Annotated in this window: 17 protein-coding genes; 12 read left to right on the forward strand and 5 right to left on the reverse strand. The window is 44.8% G+C overall.

The window, feature by feature from the left end; translation table 11 throughout:
• On the reverse strand, positions 1 to 432 hold a 432-nt coding region (locus tag CCC70_RS13100; RefSeq protein ID WP_287085030.1), incomplete at its 3' end, for a hypothetical protein.
• Positions 433 to 608: 176 nt separating this feature from the next.
• Between CCC70_RS13100 and CCC70_RS13105 the strand changes: the two genes are divergently transcribed.
• The 8 genes from CCC70_RS13105 to queA all read left to right on the forward strand — a co-directional run bounded on the left by CCC70_RS13105 (position 609) and on the right by queA (position 5,656).
• Positions 609 to 869: a hypothetical protein gene (locus tag CCC70_RS13105; RefSeq protein ID WP_138277566.1), complete on the forward strand. Its 261-nt coding sequence runs from the start codon at positions 609 to 611 to the stop codon at positions 867 to 869.
• A 183-nt stretch (positions 870 to 1,052) separates the two neighbouring features.
• Entirely contained in the window at positions 1,053 to 1,376 is a 324-nt protein-coding gene (gene ylxM, locus CCC70_RS13110) for a YlxM family DNA-binding protein (RefSeq protein WP_015525222.1), read from the forward strand.
• Between the two features lie 3 nt (positions 1,377 to 1,379).
• Positions 1,380 to 2,732 carry a signal recognition particle protein gene (gene ffh, locus CCC70_RS13115; protein ID WP_015525221.1) on the forward strand — a complete coding sequence of 451 codons (1,353 nt, stop codon included), beginning with the start codon at positions 1,380 to 1,382 and terminating at the stop codon, positions 2,730 to 2,732.
• Positions 2,733 to 2,777: 45 nt separating this feature from the next.
• The gene (gene rpsP / locus CCC70_RS13120; protein ID WP_015525220.1) at positions 2,778 to 3,023 is read left to right on the forward strand and encodes a 30S ribosomal protein S16; all 246 of its coding nucleotides are present in this window, start codon (positions 2,778 to 2,780) and stop codon (positions 3,021 to 3,023) included.
• Between the two features lie 55 nt (positions 3,024 to 3,078).
• Positions 3,079 to 3,309 carry a KH domain-containing protein gene (locus tag CCC70_RS13125; protein WP_015525219.1) on the forward strand — a complete coding sequence of 77 codons (231 nt, stop codon included), beginning with the start codon at positions 3,079 to 3,081 and terminating at the stop codon, positions 3,307 to 3,309.
• A 59-nt stretch (positions 3,310 to 3,368) separates the two neighbouring features.
• The gene (gene rimM, locus CCC70_RS13130; RefSeq protein WP_059085894.1) at positions 3,369 to 3,875 is read left to right on the forward strand and encodes a ribosome maturation factor RimM; all 507 of its coding nucleotides are present in this window, start codon (positions 3,369 to 3,371) and stop codon (positions 3,873 to 3,875) included.
• Positions 3,876 to 4,628, forward strand: coding sequence for a tRNA (guanosine(37)-N1)-methyltransferase TrmD (gene trmD / locus CCC70_RS13135; protein WP_015525216.1), 753 nt, complete (start codon positions 3,876 to 3,878; stop codon positions 4,626 to 4,628).
• Positions 4,629 to 4,630: 2 nt separating this feature from the next.
• Complete coding sequence (gene queA, locus CCC70_RS13140) at positions 4,631 to 5,656, forward strand: tRNA preQ1(34) S-adenosylmethionine ribosyltransferase-isomerase QueA (protein WP_015525215.1); 1,026 nt, start codon at positions 4,631 to 4,633, stop codon at positions 5,654 to 5,656.
• 99 nt (positions 5,657 to 5,755) lie between these two features.
• Here the strand turns inward: queA and CCC70_RS13145 are convergent, their stop codons facing one another.
• A complete protein-coding gene (locus CCC70_RS13145; RefSeq protein WP_021652645.1) occupies positions 5,756 to 6,880 on the reverse strand; it encodes a CapA family protein in 1,125 nt (374 codons plus the stop codon).
• 348 nt (positions 6,881 to 7,228) lie between these two features.
• On the opposite strand from CCC70_RS13145, the gene CCC70_RS13150 reads away from it, so the two are divergent.
• Together CCC70_RS13150 and CCC70_RS13155 are read left to right on the forward strand one after the other, a co-directional pair.
• Entirely contained in the window at positions 7,229 to 8,074 is an 846-nt protein-coding gene (locus CCC70_RS13150) for a deoxyribonuclease IV (protein WP_186582299.1), read from the forward strand.
• 3 nt (positions 8,075 to 8,077) lie between these two features.
• On the forward strand, positions 8,078 to 8,614 hold the full coding sequence (locus CCC70_RS13155; protein WP_215638347.1) for a ribonuclease domain-containing protein: 537 nt from the start codon (positions 8,078 to 8,080) through the stop codon (positions 8,612 to 8,614).
• An 82-nt stretch (positions 8,615 to 8,696) separates the two neighbouring features.
• On the opposite strand, the gene CCC70_RS13160 is transcribed toward CCC70_RS13155, so the two are convergent.
• From CCC70_RS13160 to CCC70_RS13170, 3 genes are all read right to left on the reverse strand, one after another.
• Entirely contained in the window at positions 8,697 to 9,683 is a 987-nt protein-coding gene (locus tag CCC70_RS13160) for a 2-hydroxyacid dehydrogenase (protein ID WP_287082767.1), read from the reverse strand.
• A gap of 240 nt (positions 9,684 to 9,923) precedes the next feature.
• Entirely contained in the window at positions 9,924 to 11,198 is a 1,275-nt protein-coding gene (aroA, locus tag CCC70_RS13165; protein ID WP_287085032.1) for a 3-phosphoshikimate 1-carboxyvinyltransferase, read from the reverse strand.
• Between the two features lie 71 nt (positions 11,199 to 11,269).
• Positions 11,270 to 12,361, reverse strand: coding sequence for a prephenate dehydrogenase (locus tag CCC70_RS13170; protein WP_015525209.1), 1,092 nt, complete (start codon positions 12,359 to 12,361; stop codon positions 11,270 to 11,272).
• Between the two features lie 319 nt (positions 12,362 to 12,680).
• On the opposite strand from CCC70_RS13170, the gene CCC70_RS13175 reads away from it, so the two are divergent.
• Positions 12,681 to 13,403: a phosphatase gene (locus tag CCC70_RS13175; protein WP_287085033.1), complete on the forward strand. Its 723-nt coding sequence runs from the start codon at positions 12,681 to 12,683 to the stop codon at positions 13,401 to 13,403.
• A gap of 149 nt (positions 13,404 to 13,552) precedes the next feature.
• The gene (locus CCC70_RS13180) at positions 13,553 to 15,643 is read left to right on the forward strand and encodes an elongation factor G (RefSeq protein ID WP_118369231.1); all 2,091 of its coding nucleotides are present in this window, start codon (positions 13,553 to 13,555) and stop codon (positions 15,641 to 15,643) included.
• Positions 15,644 to 15,699: the final 56 nt, after the last annotated feature.

Raw genomic sequence — 15,699 nt, forward strand, 5'->3', positions numbered from 1 at the left:
ATCCATACCGATCAGCATCATTGGATTGGGAATAATGGAAGCTGTAAGATCCAGAAGCTCCTGGATAGATGCGTTCCGGAGACGGGAATCCATCAGGGACTGATTCCACTGATCATAGAGGATAAAAATATCCTGAATCCTGTTAAAGACAATATTGACCGGAATATCTTCAGGGATGATACACATGTTTGGCTGAGTTAATTCGTAGTTCTGATAGATTTTTCCAATCATCAGGAACAGAATATTTTTGGGATGATGAAAAGTGAGCTGAAAATCCGGATCTGTGATAAGGTAAACACGTCCATCCTGAAGAACGGTGTTCTTTTCAAAGCAGGAAGGGCAGGAAAGGGTGGGGGATGTATCCAGCCTGGATGTATGCAGGGGAAAAGATTTCTGTAAATGATAGCAGATGAGTTTTGCACTGAGTTTCAAGGAAAATCCTCCTTCCTATATTTTGTAGGAAAAAACAGGAATAATAGCCATGTTATGTGGAAGTGTGATTCTTTTGATTTACAGTATAATAGAATCATAAGGAAAAAACAAGTGCGGAAACAAGCCTTTTATATTGGGGTGTGGCAAAACAAGTGCGGAAAAAAGGGCAGGGCTGTATGTCTGTTAATGATCTTCCGAAGCTGATCAAAGAATATGGAAAAGATATCACATTTATGGGTGGTATCGATAACGGTAAAGTAGATCGCTTTGACTGGAATCAGGAAATGATCGAAGAGTCAACAGATCAGCTTTGCAGAGACTGTGGTAAGCTTTATTTTATCCCATGTACCACCCATGGCCTGAATTTCTCATGTATCCCAGGTGTATATGAGGCAGTGGATCAGGAAATCGATAAAATGACAAAGGAAATGTTTTGATCGAAGCATAAGACTTATTAATAAGAAGCAAATAGAATAACAAAGGTCGGAAAAGCCTGCAAAACCCAGCAGAAAAGTGCTTTTCCGGCCTTTTTTTGTGAAATTCAGGAAAAAATAAATTTGTAAAGCAAAAACCCTTGACAGGTGTGACGGAATCGTGTATGATAGCCGAGGTGATTACAGATGGAGAAATTTGTAGAGCAGACATTTTTATTTGATTTTTATGGAGAGCTTCTGACAGAGAGGCAGCGGCAGGTGTATACCAGTGTGGTATTTGAGGATTATTCCTTAAGTGAGGTTGCTGAGGAACTTGGCATCAGCAGACAGGGTGTACATGATATGATCAGACGGTGCAATCGGACGTTGGAAGAATATGAAGAGAAGCTTCATCTGGTCGAGAAATTCCTGAACATCCGCAGTCAGGTCATAAAGATCCATGAATTGGCTGACAAGTACCACGCCGAAGATATTGCGGCGATTTCCAATGTGATATTAGAGGAGTTATGATCAATGGCATTTGAGAGTTTAACAGATAAACTGCAGAATGTATTTAAGAAGCTGAAGGGCAAGGGCCGTCTCACAGAGGCTGATGTCAAGGTGGCACTGAAGGAAGTTAAGATGGCGCTTCTGGAAGCGGATGTTAACTTTAAGGTCGTTAAGCAGTTTACGAAATCCGTTCAGGAAAAGGCTATCGGACAGGATGTTATGAATGGTCTGAATCCGGGACAGATGGTGATCAAGATCGTAAATGATGAGCTGGTCAACCTGATGGGAAGTGAGACAACAGAGCTTCCGATCAAACCGGGAATGGATCTTACCGTTCTTATGATGGTCGGTCTTCAGGGTGCAGGTAAGACAACGACGGTTGCCAAGCTGGCAGGCAAACTGAAATCCAAGGGAAAGAGACCACTGCTTGTGGCCTGTGATGTTTACCGTCCGGCAGCGATTACACAGTTGCAGGTAAACGGTGAGAAACAGGGCGTCGAGGTCTTTTCCATGGGAGATAAGCAGAATCCCGTGGATATTGCAAAAGCAGCTATCGAGCATGCGAAATCCAATCAGCAGAATGTTGTGCTCATCGATACAGCAGGACGTCTTCACATTGATGAGGATATGATGCAGGAGCTTGAGGATATCAAAGCGAATGTGAATGTAGATGCTACAGTGCTTGTAGTTGATGCCATGACAGGACAGGATGCAGTAAATGTGGCGCAGAACTTTTCTGATAAAGTCGGCATTGATGGTGTGATCCTGACTAAGATGGACGGTGATACACGAGGCGGCGCTGCGCTTTCCATTAAAGCCGTGACCGGCAAACCGATCTTCTATGTTGGTATGGGAGAGAAGCTTTCAGATCTGGAACAGTTTTATCCAGAACGTATGGCTTCCAGGATCCTTGGAATGGGAGATGTAATGAGTCTGATCGAGAAGGTGGAAGCCTCTGTGGATCAGGAACAGGCTCAGGAGATGCAAAAGAAGCTGAAGAAAATGGACTTCGACTTCAATGATTATCTTACCAGCATGGAGCAGATGAACAAGATGGGTGGTATTTCCAGTATCCTGAACATGCTTCCCGGAATGGGCGGTAAGATGAAGGATATCGAGGGTATGATCGATGAAAAGGCTATGGACCGTACCAAGTCCATCATTCTTTCCATGACACCTCAGGAGAGAAGTAACCCCAACATTCTGAACATCTCACGCAAGAACCGTATCGCCAGAGGCGCCGGAGTGGATATTACAGAAGTAAATCGTCTTGTGAAGCAGTTTGAGCAGAGCAAGAAGATGATGAAACAGATGCCGGGATTAACAGGCGGCAAGATGAACATGGGAAAAAGAGGCGGCTTTAAGCTTCCCTTTTAATAAATAACAATAAATTTTCAGAAAGATAATTGGAGGAAAACAAAAATGGCAGTTAAGATCAGATTAAGAAGAATGGGACAGAAGAAAGCACCTTTCTATAGAATCGTAGTAGCAGATTCCCGCTGCAAACGTGACGGAAGATGTATCGCAGAGATCGGAACATATGATCCGAATCTTGACCCAAGCGTATACAAAATCGATGAAGAGGCAGCTAAAAAATGGCTTGCAGCTGGTGCTCAGCCTACAGAGGTAGTTGCTAAGCTTCTTAAACTTGCCGGAATCGAGAAATAATACCTGACAGATTTGGATCTGTGACCTCAATGAGGCAGGAGCAAGGAGGTATGTAATGAAACAACTTGTAGAAGTAATTGCAAAATCTCTTGTTGAAAATCCGGATGAAGTAGTCGTTACTGAGACTGAAAAAGACGACGCGATTGTTGTTGAACTGAAGGTCGGACCAGCCGATATGGGTAAGGTTATCGGAAGACAGGGCAGAATTGCCAAGGCAATCCGTACTGTTGTGAAAGCGGCTTCTTCAAAAAGCAGCAAAAAAGTGATTGTAGATATTCTGCAATGAAAAAGAGACAGGAGCTGTGGATTCCATGGCTCCTGTTTTTACTCTGAAAGGGAGCAAAAATGGAAGATTTATTAAAGGTAGGAGTTATTACAACGACCCATGGCGTCCGTGGTGAAGTAAAAGTTTTTCCGACAACGGATGACGCAGAGCGTTTTCTTGATATTGAATATGTGCTTCTGGATACAGGAAAAGAGCTTCGCAGACTGAATATTCAGAATGTAAAGTTTTTTAAAAATCTTGCGATCCTGAAGTTTGAAGGCATTGACAACATCAATGATATCGAAATGTATAAGGGCCGTGAGCTCTGGATCCCACGTGAAGAGGCACAGGAGCTTGGCGAGGACGAATATTATGTGGCGGATCTCATCGGAATGGAGGTACTTCTGGAGAATGGGGAGAAATTCGGAGTGCTCCGTGATGTGATGGAGACCGGCGCCAATGATGTTTATATTGTAGATCGTGTGGATGGCGAGGAAATCCTGCTTCCTGCGATCCATGACTGTGTTCTTGATGTGGATGTTGAAAAAAATACCATGACTGTACATTTGATGAAAGGGCTTGTTTAAATGAATTATCATGTACTTACATTATTTCCGGAAATGATCGAGAACGGAATGAACACAAGTATTACAGGCCGTGCCATTACAAAGGGACTGTTATCACTGGAAGCGATCAATATACGGGATTTTGCATTCAATAAGCACCAGAAGGTAGATGATTATCCTTATGGCGGCGGAGCCGGAATGCTGATGCAGGCGGAGCCGGTATATCTGTCTTATGAATCCATTGCAGAACGTATTGGAAGGAAACCCCGCGTGATCTTTCTGACTCCTCAGGGAAAAACCTTCAATCAGGATATGGCAAAAGAGTTTGCCCTGGAAGAAGACCTGGTTTTCCTCTGTGGTCATTATGAGGGAATTGATGAGCGTGTTCTGGAAGAAATCGTAACAGACTATGTTTCCATTGGTGATTATGTACTTACCGGAGGAGAACTTCCGGCTATGGTCATGATGGATTCTATTTCCAGAATGGTACCAGGTGTTCTGAATAATCAGGAATCCGGTGAGACGGAATCCTTTTCCGGGAATCTTCTGGAGTATCCCCAGTACAGCCGCCCGGAGGAATGGCATGGCAAAAAGGTTCCGGAGGTGCTGCTTTCCGGACACCATGCCAATGTGGATAAATGGAGAAGAGAGCAGTCTATCATCCGTACAGCCAAATGGAGGCCGGATCTTTTACCAAAGGCTGATCTGACCAACAAAGAGTGGAACGAGGTCCGCAGGCTTCGCAAACAGTGGAAAGAGGAAGTGGAAAAATAATTATGAAAACATCAGATTTTTATTATGATCTGCCGCAGGAACTGATCGCTCAGGATCCGCTGGAGGACAGAAGTTCTTCCAGACTGATGCATCTGTCCCTGAAAGATGGAAGTATCGAACATCGTCATTTTACCGATATACTGGATTACCTGCATAAGGGAGACTGTCTTGTGATCAATGATACCAAGGTTATCCCGGCACGTCTTTATGGTCACAAGGAAGAAACTGGAGCGCTGATCGAGATCCTGCTTCTGAAACGCCGCGAAAATGATATCTGGGAGTGTCTTGTAAAGCCGGGAAAAAAAGCACGTCCCGGTGCAAAGATCACTTTTGGTGACGGTATCCTGAAGGGTGAGATCATTGATATTGTAGATGAGGGAAACCGTCTGATTCAGTTCCATTATGAGGGGATTTTCGAAGAGATCCTGGATCAGCTGGGAGAAATGCCGCTGCCGCCGTATATTACCCACAAGCTGAAGGATAAGAACCGTTATCAGACTGTATATGCAAAGAATGAGGGATCTGCTGCCGCACCTACCGCAGGACTTCACTTCACGCCGGAGCTTCTTGAGAAAGTAAAGGAGAAGGGTGTGAATATTGCACATGTAACTTTACATGTAGGTCTCGGAACCTTCCGCCCGGTAAAGGTAGATGATGTAGAAAAGCACCACATGCACTCGGAGTTTTATATTGTGGAAGAAGATCAGGCAAAACTGATCAATGATACAAAGAAAAACGGCGGAAGAGTGATTTCTGTGGGAACTACCAGTTGCCGTACCCTGGAGTCCGCAGCCGGAGAGGATGGAATCGTGAAGGCCGGAAGCGGATGGACAGAGATCTTTATCTATCCTGGATATAAATTCAAAGCTATCGATGGACTGATTACCAATTTCCATCTGCCGGAGTCAACGCTTCTGATGTTAGTTTCAGCCCTTGCCGGAAAAGAACATATTATGGCTGCTTATGAGGAAGCTGTGAAGGAAAGATATCGTTTCTTCAGTTTCGGGGATGCCATGATGATCGAATAAGATTTAAAATTACTTTTTATATAAATAATATCCCAACGGATCGTAGCATGGAAACATGCAACACAGGATCTGTTGGGATATTATTTTTTGTTATGCTATTTATTCTTCACTGTCAGAGCCTTCCGATGTAGCGGATGAAGAATCCGCGGCAGGAATCGCAGCACTGCATTCCTCTATCTTGGATTTGATCCTGGATGCCTCATCTCCGGATGCAGGAGTTGGCTGATAATTGTTGTAGCCATCTGCGGAAGAAATAGAGCAGGGAATGATATTGGTCACGTTATCAGCCTGTACGCCTTCTGAGGTGACAGTGAAGGTCTGCTGGAAGATCATGGTGTCCATATCACTTGGAGAACTGTTTCCTCCAAAACAGAAATTGCCAAGACTGTAGACGATGTTTTTTCCTTTATAGGTTTCGATTCCCTGGAGTACATGCGGATGATGGCCACATACCAGATCTGCACCTTCATCGATAGCAAGACGGCCAAGGGTCATCTGATTGGTATCAGGAACTGTTTCAGTCTCATTGCCCCAGTGGAAGATCACAACTATAAGCTCTGCTCCATCTGCTTTGACCTTTGCGATATTATCTTTCAGCTGCTGTTCGCGTCCAAGATGATCCTTCAGCTCGTAAATTCCGACAAGACCAACTTTGATCCCCTTGATGTCCATAACTGCAGTATCATCATAACCGAAGTGTGTAATGCCCGCATTGTCCAGAGCAGTCAGAGTATCCGTGTAGCTCTGCTCTCCGTAATCGTGGCTGTGATTGTTTGCAGTGTTTACGGCTTCAACGGAACCGCTGGTGAGTATCTGAGCATATTCGGCGGGTGCTTTAAATGCAAAGGTTTTATCTTCTCTGGCATCGGAATCAGTGAGAGTTCCTTCAAAATTGGCAATTGTCAGGTCATCTGCCTCAAAGATGCTTTTTACATTTTTAAAGAAATAATCTTTGCCGTTGTTATCGTAGCATGCGTTCAGACTTGTGTCATAATCAAAGGTCTCATCGGTACCCAACGTGCAGTCCCCGACTACGCTGAGCGTCAGTGAAACGGGATCTTTCACAGCAGCAGCTTCTTCTTTTGCCTTTTTTGCGGCCTCCTCTTCCTGGGCCTTTTGCAAAGCGGCGGCTTCTGCAGCTTTCCGGGAAGAAATGCATGCACGTGCGGAAAAAATGATCACAAGAACAAGTATGATCAGGATCCCGCCAGCTGCAAGAAACATTTTCTGACGGCGTACCTGGTAATATCTGGATTTTTTGCTGATGTCATTCTTGTGAGTCCCGGTGGAATGTGAACGGGAATTACGGGATGCAGAACCAGAATGTTTCCGCCGTGCTTCTCGTGCTTTGGCGGCTTCTCTGCGTGCCTGCTCCGGATCATGGCCATGAGGCGGCCGCCTTCGATTGTCGTTTGCCATTCTTTCTCTCCTTCATATGTAAAGATATCTTTATTATAGAAAGAATGGTAAGTATTGTAAAGAAAGAATCGCGGACTTTTCAGAAAAAGAAGTTTTTGATATAATAGTTAGGCCAAAAGGCAGAAATATAAACTACAGGGAGCTGGTGCTGATATGGTATTATATATCGGAAATCATACAAGTTCGTCCAAAGGCTATGCTGCCATGGGACGTCAGATGCTGAAAAACGGCGGAAATACGTTCGCTTTTTTTACCCGAAATCCCAGAGGAGGCAAGGCAAAAGAGATCGATCCCGCAGATGTGGAAAGATTTCTGGAGCTTTCCAGGGAAAATCATTTTGGAAAGCTGGTGGCACATGCACCGTATACCATGAATGCCTGTGCCGCAAAAGAAAATCTGAGAGATTTTGCAAGAGAGATCATGGCAGATGATCTGAAACGTATGGAATATACACCGGGAAATTATTATAATTTTCACCCGGGCAGTCATGTAGGGCAGGGAACTGAGACGGGAATTACCAAAATTGCGGAAATCCTCAATGATGTCCTTACAGAAGAACAGAGTACGACCGTCCTTCTGGAAACTATGTCCGGCAAGGGTTCAGAAGTAGGAGCAACGTTTCAGGAACTTCGTGATATCATTGACAGGGTGGAAAAAAATAATAAACTGGGTGTTTGCCTGGATACCTGTCATGTATGGGATGGCGGTTATGATATTGTCCATGATCTGGATGGTGTTCTTGATGAGTTTGACCGGGTGATCGGCCTTTCCAGATTGAAGGCTGTTCATCTTAACGACAGTATAAACGGACTGGGCAGTCATAAGGATCGTCATGCAAAGATCGGTGAAGGTCAGATCGGCCTGGATGCACTTGTGAATGTGGTGTGCCATCCGGCTCTTGAGGGAATTCCCTTTATTCTGGAGACACCAAATGATGATGAAGGATGGAAAAGAGAAATTTCACTTTTACGAGAACGATATTCCATGAAAGGAGATTGATCCATGAAAAAGTTCAGATATTTTATCCTGGTGCTTGCCGGGGTGGCAGCGATGATGCTGGGAGGCTGCAAAGATAAGGAAAAATACGACGAATCCGCTTTTCAGGATGACCTGGAACCTTTGAGTGAGGATGAAGTGGAGGCCATGGACCAGAATGGTGACGATGAGATGGCAGTAGCTGATGAAAGCGACCTGGAGCAGCTGCAGGATTCTGAAAATGCTGCAGGAGCAGGAGATACAGATGGGTCCGATTCATCGGATGCAGCAGACTCGCAGAGCGAAAAGAAACTGGATGAAAATGGCACTTATACAGATAAAGATGAAGTGGCCCAGTATATTTATGAGTATGGCCATGTACCCTCCAATCTGACTGCTGCAGACTATGATAATGCAGACAGTATGCTTCCGGTAGAGGATGGCGTAACCTATCAGCAGTGCAGCCTTGATGATGCAGGGAAACAGAAGCTGATCTTCACTCAGGATGCAAAGCGCATTTATTACACAGACGATGACGGACAGTCTTTTGACGAGATCTATTAAAATCAAAAGAACAAAATAAGACCCCCGGATACAGATAAACGATCAGTATCCGGGGGATTTTGCATGTCAGGTCTGAGACTGATCAGTGGACCAGATTTTTCATTTCAGCTCCATCCATAAAAGCTTTTGCGTTTTCCAGGGTTGTCTCCGCAATATTGGTCAGTGCTTCTACCGTAAAGAATCCCTGATGTGAGGTCATGGTCACATTTGGGAAGGACAGAAGACGCTGGATCGTGGAAGTAGGAAGAATGCTGCTTGACATGTCTTCATATACATATGCAGATTCTTCTTCGTAAACATCCAGACCAACGGCGAAGAATTTGTGATCACGGATACCTGCGATCAGGTCATCGGTTTTGATCAGTCCGCCTCTGGAGGTGTTTACAAGGATCACACCATCTTTCATTTTTGCAATCGTTTCGGAGTTGATCAGATGCTCTGTTTCCGGAGTCATCGGACAGTGCAGACTGATCAGATCACTGGTGGAAAGGAGTTCGTCCAGTGAAACATACTCCAGAAAGTCAAGATTTTTATTAGGGAAAAGATCATAAGCAATTACTTTCATGCCAAAGCCACGACAGATTTTTGCCATTGCCTGACCGATTTTTCCGGTGCCGATGATGCCGGCAGTTTTCTGATAAAAGTTAACGCCCATGAGACCGTTCAGTGCAAAGTTATTTTCGCGGCATTTGATATATGCCTTGTGGGTGTGCCGGTTGGCGGTAAGGGCCAGTGCCATGGCGTGTTCGGCAACTGCTTCCGGAGAATAACCGGGAACACGTGCCACCTGGATCCCACATTTTGTTGTAGTTTCCAGATCAACATTATTGTATCCGGCACAGCGCATCAGGATCAGTTTTACACCCTGGCGGTGAAGCTCCTCAATGACCGGTGCGCCGAGATCTGCATTTACAAATGCACAGATGGCATCGTAGCCGTGGGCAAGAGCTGCGGTTTCTTCATGGATATTTGCTTCAATGAATTTAATTTCAATACCTGGATAAGATGGAAGCAGCTTCTCAAAAAATTCCCTATCGTAGCTCTTGGTGTCGTAAAACAAAATTTTCATAATCGTTGCTCCTCTCTGGAAATAATTATTTTCCGAAAAAATAATACCATAATAGTAGGAATTTGGAAAGTGGGAAAAGCGATAAAATTTATCAAAAAAATGGTTTTGTTTTGGGATTATAGTATCCATAATAAATAAAAATTATACGAAATACAAAAAAAGAGAGCATTTTATGCACTGTCATCTGATGGAACAGACGCTGTGATGCATGAAAATGCTCTCTGTCTGGATATAAGATAATTATTCTGCCAGATTGTAAAGATCGGAATAGAATTCCGGATAGGAGATGTTGACACAGTCTCCGTTTTTGATGGAAAGTGTTCCCTCACAAAGCAGTCCTGCTACTGCAAAAGACATGGCTACACGGTGATCCAGATGAGAATCGGTCTCTGCGCCATGAAGGGGTTTTCCACCATGAATGATCATGCCATCTTCGGTTTCCTGGATATCTGCGCCCATTTTCCGAAGATTTTCCGTCATAACCTGGATGCGGTCGGACTCTTTGACACGAAGCTCCTGTGCATCCCGGATAACAGTGGTTCCTTCTGCAAAAGCTGCCATAACGGCGATCATCGGAAGTTCATCGATCAGAGTAGGAATGATCGCGCCTTCTATTGTGGTCCCGTGAAGCGCAGAGGAGCGGATCAGAAGATCGGCAGTAGGTTCGCCCTCTGTGGTTTCATTGAGAAGAGTGATATTTGCTCCCATGGCCCTGCATACACGGAGGATGCCGTCACGGGTCGGGTTGATCCCCACATTTTTCAGAAGGATCTCACTGTTGGGAACAAGAAGACCTGCTGCGATAAAATAAGCTGCAGAAGAGATATCTCCCGGAACCAGGATCTCACGTCCGTAAAGAGATGGGTCCGGTTTGATGGATGCTGTTGTTCCCTCTGCGGTTACATTGGCGCCAAAGTAATTCAGCATGATCTCCGTGTGATTTCTGGAAAGGACCGGCTCTGTTACACGGGTAATGCCGTCAGCGTACATTCCGGCAAGAAGTACGCAGGATTTTACCTGGGCAGATGCTACCGGAGAATTGTAGTGGATGGCATGGAGCTTTTTTCCGGAGATCTTAAGCGGTGCACATCCGTTTCCGTTGAGACTTACGATATCGGCACCCATTTGGGAAAGCGGAGTCATGATCCGTTTCATAGGGCGTTTCTGGATGGAAGCATCACCGGTAAGCTCTGATACAAAGTCCTGTCCTGCAAGGATTCCGGAGATGAGGCGGGTGGTGGTGCCGCTGTTACCGACGTCAAGAGTCTCTGACGGAGCACTGAGACCATGGAGACCTTTTCCGTGGACCAGGATCTCTCCTTCTGTATTTTCAATGTTAATACCCATTTTCCGGAAACAGGAAATAGTGGAGAGACAGTCTGCACCCTCCAGAAAATTTGTGATCCGGGTAGTGCCTTCTGCAAGAGAGCCGAACATGACAGCTCTGTGAGAAATGGATTTATCTCCGGGAATGGCAAGAAAGCCGGATAATTTTTTTGCTTTTTTGATTTCCATATTAGTACCTGCCTGTATTGTTATTTTTGAAATACATGGCAGCAGATCGGATATCTGCTGCCGTTTATATATCAGCGTTCGCAGATCTTGTAATTACGTTTTGTAAGAAGCACTTTAGCCTGCTCCAGAGCTGCGTCTGTATAAAATTCGATCTTCAGAACGCCATCTTCAAATTCTCGGTTGTGGATAATACCGATATTTTTGATGCTGACCTTTTCTGTTGCAAGGATGGTTGCGATGGTTGCAATGGCACCGGCCTCATCTGCCACATCGATATAAAGGACATAGGAGCGGGGGATCAGGCTGTTGTCTACAATGTCAATGGAGTCACGGTAATCCTTGGAGCTTGCAAACATGTCAAAGATGTTGTCAGCTTCTTTGTTGTCAATGGAACAGCGGATCTGGATCAGCATACGGATAAATTCATCCAGAACCGTGGAAATGTTTTTCTGATTTTCCAGACAGATCTGTTCCCACATAACTGGTGAAGAAGAGGCAATACGTGTGATATCACGGAAACCGCCGGCTGCGATCATTTTCATATACTGGGCGTCGTTATCCAGAAGATTTACAAGATTTACAAGAGCGGAGGCTACGATATGAGGAAGGTGGCTGACTCCTGCCGTGATGAAATCATGTTCTTCTGCAGTGATAACAAGGGGGATCGCACCAAGAGAGGAGATCAGTTCTGTGAAATCAGAAATCTTTTCCAAAGCAACTTCTCCTCCCGGAGTGATGATATAATAAGCATTTTCCAGAAGATGATCACTGGAATTGGAAAAACCGCTGCGTTCGGAGCCTGCCATAGGATGACCGCCGATGAAGCGTCCTTCAAGTCCGAGCTCGGTTACTTTTTCGTGGATAACACTTTTTACACTGCCTACATCTGTGAGGATACAGTTCTTTCCAAGAGAATCTTTGATCTTTTCCATGTATTCCACATTGAATTCTACAGGTGCACAGAGAAAAAGATAATCACAGTTATATAACTGCTCATCGTCAATATCACAGATCCCGTTGATCACGTTTAAACTGACTGCCTCTGCCAGAGCACTTCTGTCTTTGTCAAAGGCAAGCAGGCGATAATCCGGGTGAAATTTTCGTATGGTTCTGGCAATGGAGCCGCCGATCAGTCCAAGGCCGATAAAACCTATGGTTTTCATAGTACTTCAGAGTCCTTTCAGGTTACTTTTTACTTTTATTCTTTAATAGTGTAAATCACGACTATATTGTAAAAGAAAGTGTGAAAAATGTCAACAAATGTTAGAGGAAACAGGAAGGCCATTTTTATAGCTGTTTACTGTAATGTTTTGCGAACAGGGAAGAGTAATAGAAAGTTACTGTTCATTGGTAATATTCCGCGAAGCGTGTTGCTGAGAACGGAGTGAACAGTAACAATAGAAAAAGGCTTGAGAAATCGGAGATTTCGGACGTATAATATAATAAGAAAAAAACAATATAAGATACAGAGGAGAATTTATCATGAGATATCAGTCAGTTATGGATCTTCACACACATACCGTAGCCAGCGGACATGCATACTGCACACTTCGCGAGATGGCCAGGGCTGCTTCCGATAAAGGCCTTGAACTCCTGGGAATCACAGAGCATGCACCGAAAATGCCCGGAACCTGTCATAAGTTTTATTTCCAGAATATAAAGGTAGTACCCCGTGAAATGTACGGGATCCAGCTGCTTCTGGGTTCGGAGGTAAATATCCTGGATGCGGCGGGAACGGTAGATCTTGAGCAGAAAACCCTGGAGAAGCTGGACGTGGTCATTGCAAGTCTTCATGTTCCATGCATCAGACCAGGCAGCAGACAGGAGAATACGGAGGCCTATCTTAATGCTATGAAGAATCCGTGTGTCAATATCATCGGACATCCGGATGACGGAAGATACGAGGTTGACTATGAGGCGCTTGTACAGGGCGCCAGAGAATACGGTAAAGTCCTGGAGCTGAACAACCACTCCATGGACTCTGACTGTAACCGTGAGAATGCAGTAGAGAATGATACCATCATGCTGGAATACTGCAAAAAATATCGGGTACCTGTGGTTATGGACAGTGATGCCCATTTTGACCTTCTGATCGGGGAATTTGATCTTGCCAGAGACCTTCTGACTAAACTGGATTTTCCGGAAGAGCTGGTACTGAACCGTTCTGTGGATGCCGTGAAAAAGTATGTAAACCGGAAATTCTGAAAGATAGACGATTGTTCTGTATTAATTGACGGTAATACGAAAAACTTTCTGAAAAAAAGTTGTCAAAATTGAATAAAATGCTTGAAATTTGCATGGAAATTTAGTAAAATGTGAACATATTAAGTAAGACAAACAGGGAGGTATTACATATGGACGTTTTCAGAACAGACCGAATCAGAAATGTAGTCCTATTAGGTCATGGTGGCGCAGGCAAAACAACACTGGCTGAGGCAATGGCTTATCTGGCAGGTATGACAAGCAGACTCGGACGTGTTGAGGATGGCAATACTGTCAGCGATTATGACAAGGAAGAAATAAAGAGACATTTTTCCATCACAACTTCTCTGATCCCGGTACCATGGGACAAGGTGAAGGTAAATGTACTGGATACTCCCGGATACTTCGATTTTGTGGGAGAAGTTGAGGAGGCAGTCAGTGCCGCAGATGCAGCGATCATCGTTGTTTCCGGTAAGGCCGGTGTTCAGGTAGGAACACAGAAAGCATGGAATCTCTGCGAGAAATATAAGCTTCCGCGAATGATCTTTGTTACAGATATGGACGTGGATGATGTCAGCTATCGTGAGGTCGTGGAAGAGCTGACAGAGCTGTACGGCAAGAGGATCGCTCCCCTTCATTTCCCGATCCGTGAGGATGGTAAGTTTGTAGGTTATGTCAATGTTGTGAAGCAGGCAGGAAGAAGATATATTGATAAGGCCGGCAAGGAAGAATGCCCGGTTCCGGATTATCTGACAGAATATCTTGAGAAATATCATGAAACTCTGATGGAGTCTGTTGCAGAGACAAGCGAAGAATTTATGGACCGTTATTTCGAGGGAGATACCTTCTCCGTAGCAGAGGTTTCCGCCGCTATTGCAACCAATGTACAGGATGGAAGTATTGTTCCGGTATGCATGGGATCACCGGTGAACCTTCGCGGTGTATCTAACCTTCTGGATGATATCTGTGGTTACTTCCCAAGCCCAAGCGGACGTTCCTGCAACGGTATCGCACAGAAGACTAACGAGATCTTTGAGGCCAATTATGACTTTGCCAAGGCAAAATCCGCCTATGTATTTAAGACCATCGCGGATCCGTTCCTTGGTAAATATTCTCTGATCAAGGTATGCTCCGGTGTGCTGAAATCCGATGATACACTTCTTAATGTAGAGAAAGGAACAGAGGAGCGTGTAAACAAGCTTTATGTCATGGAAGGTTCCAAACCGATCGAAGTTCCGGAGCTTTTTGCAGGGGATATCGGTGCCATTGCCAAGCTTGGCAGTGTACAGACCGGTGACAGCCTTGCAACCAAGGCGAATCCGATCCTTTATCCAAAGGCTATACTTTCCACACCATATACATATAAGAGGTTTAAGGCAGTGAAGAAGGGCGACGAGGATAAGATCGCACAATCCCTTGCCAAGATGATGACAGAGGACAGAACACTGAAGGTTGTCAATGACAGTGCAAACCGTCAGAGTCTGATCTACGGTATGGGTGATCAGCATCTTGATATCGTTGTCAGCAAGCTGAAGGAGCGCTATAAAGTGGATGTGGAGCTTTCCAAACCGAAGGTTCCGTTCCGTGAGACACTTCGTAAAAATTCAGATGTAGAAGGCAAACATAAGAAACAGTCCGGCGGACACGGACAGTATGGCCACGTTAAGATGCGCTTTGAGCCATCTGGCGATCTGGAGACACCTTATGTATTTGAGCAGGTAGTTGTAGGTGGTGCAGTTCCGAAGAACTACTTCCCGGCTGTTGAGAAGGGACTTCAGGAATGTGTTCTCAAGGGACCTCTGGCTGCATATCCGGTTGTTGGTGTGAAGGCAACCCTTTATGATGGATCTTATCATCCGGTAGATTCTTCTGAGATGGCATTTAAGATGGCAACTATCCTTGCCTTCAAGAAGGGCTTTATGGAAGCGTCTCCTGTACTTCTTGAGCCGATCATCTCCATGAAGGTTACAGTTCCGGATAAATATACCGGTGATATTATGGGAGATCTGAACAAGAGACGTGGTCGTGTTCTCGGAATGAATCCGGACCACGAAGGAAATACCATCATTGAGGCAGATGTTCCGCTTCTTGAAATCTATGGTTATTCCACTGTCCTTCGTTCCATGACCGGTGGAAGCGGAGATTTCTCCTATGAATTTGCACGCTATGAGCAGGCTCCTAATGATATCCAGGAGAAAGAGATCGCGGCACGCGCAAGCAAGGTTGACAGTGCTGACGAATAAACAGAGATATTTTTTGAGGGCAGAATAAAGAGTTGACAGGCTGCAGCATTTGCTGT

Origin of the sequence: Blautia sp. LMAG:89, from assembly GCF_008679485.1 — a bacterium.
Taxonomy (GTDB): Bacteria; Bacillota; Clostridia; order Lachnospirales; family Lachnospiraceae; genus Blautia_A; species Blautia_A fusiformis.

Coding starts and splice junctions, on each gene's coding strand:
- CCC70_RS13105 (WP_138277566.1), top strand. CDS start 609: ATGTCTGTTAATGATCTTCCGAAGCTGATCAAAGAATATGGAAAAGAT.
- ylxM (WP_015525222.1), top strand. CDS start 1,053: ATGGAGAAATTTGTAGAGCAGACATTTTTATTTGATTTTTATGGAGAG.
- ffh (WP_015525221.1), top strand. CDS start 1,380: ATGGCATTTGAGAGTTTAACAGATAAACTGCAGAATGTATTTAAGAAG.
- rpsP (WP_015525220.1), top strand. CDS start 2,778: ATGGCAGTTAAGATCAGATTAAGAAGAATGGGACAGAAGAAAGCACCT.
- CCC70_RS13125 (WP_015525219.1), top strand. CDS start 3,079: ATGAAACAACTTGTAGAAGTAATTGCAAAATCTCTTGTTGAAAATCCG.
- rimM (WP_059085894.1), top strand. CDS start 3,369: ATGGAAGATTTATTAAAGGTAGGAGTTATTACAACGACCCATGGCGTC.
- trmD (WP_015525216.1), top strand. CDS start 3,876: ATGAATTATCATGTACTTACATTATTTCCGGAAATGATCGAGAACGGA.
- queA (WP_015525215.1), top strand. CDS start 4,631: ATGAAAACATCAGATTTTTATTATGATCTGCCGCAGGAACTGATCGCT.
- CCC70_RS13145 (WP_021652645.1), bottom strand. CDS start 6,880: ATGTTTCTTGCAGCTGGCGGGATCCTGATCATACTTGTTCTTGTGATC.
- CCC70_RS13150 (WP_186582299.1), top strand. CDS start 7,229: ATGGTATTATATATCGGAAATCATACAAGTTCGTCCAAAGGCTATGCT.
- CCC70_RS13155 (WP_215638347.1), top strand. CDS start 8,078: ATGAAAAAGTTCAGATATTTTATCCTGGTGCTTGCCGGGGTGGCAGCG.
- CCC70_RS13160 (WP_287082767.1), bottom strand. CDS start 9,683: ATGAAAATTTTGTTTTACGACACCAAGAGCTACGATAGGGAATTTTTT.
- aroA (WP_287085032.1), bottom strand. CDS start 11,198: ATGGAAATCAAAAAAGCAAAAAAATTATCCGGCTTTCTTGCCATTCCC.
- CCC70_RS13170 (WP_015525209.1), bottom strand. CDS start 12,361: ATGAAAACCATAGGTTTTATCGGCCTTGGACTGATCGGCGGCTCCATT.
- CCC70_RS13175 (WP_287085033.1), top strand. CDS start 12,681: ATGAGATATCAGTCAGTTATGGATCTTCACACACATACCGTAGCCAGC.
- CCC70_RS13180 (WP_118369231.1), top strand. CDS start 13,553: ATGGACGTTTTCAGAACAGACCGAATCAGAAATGTAGTCCTATTAGGT.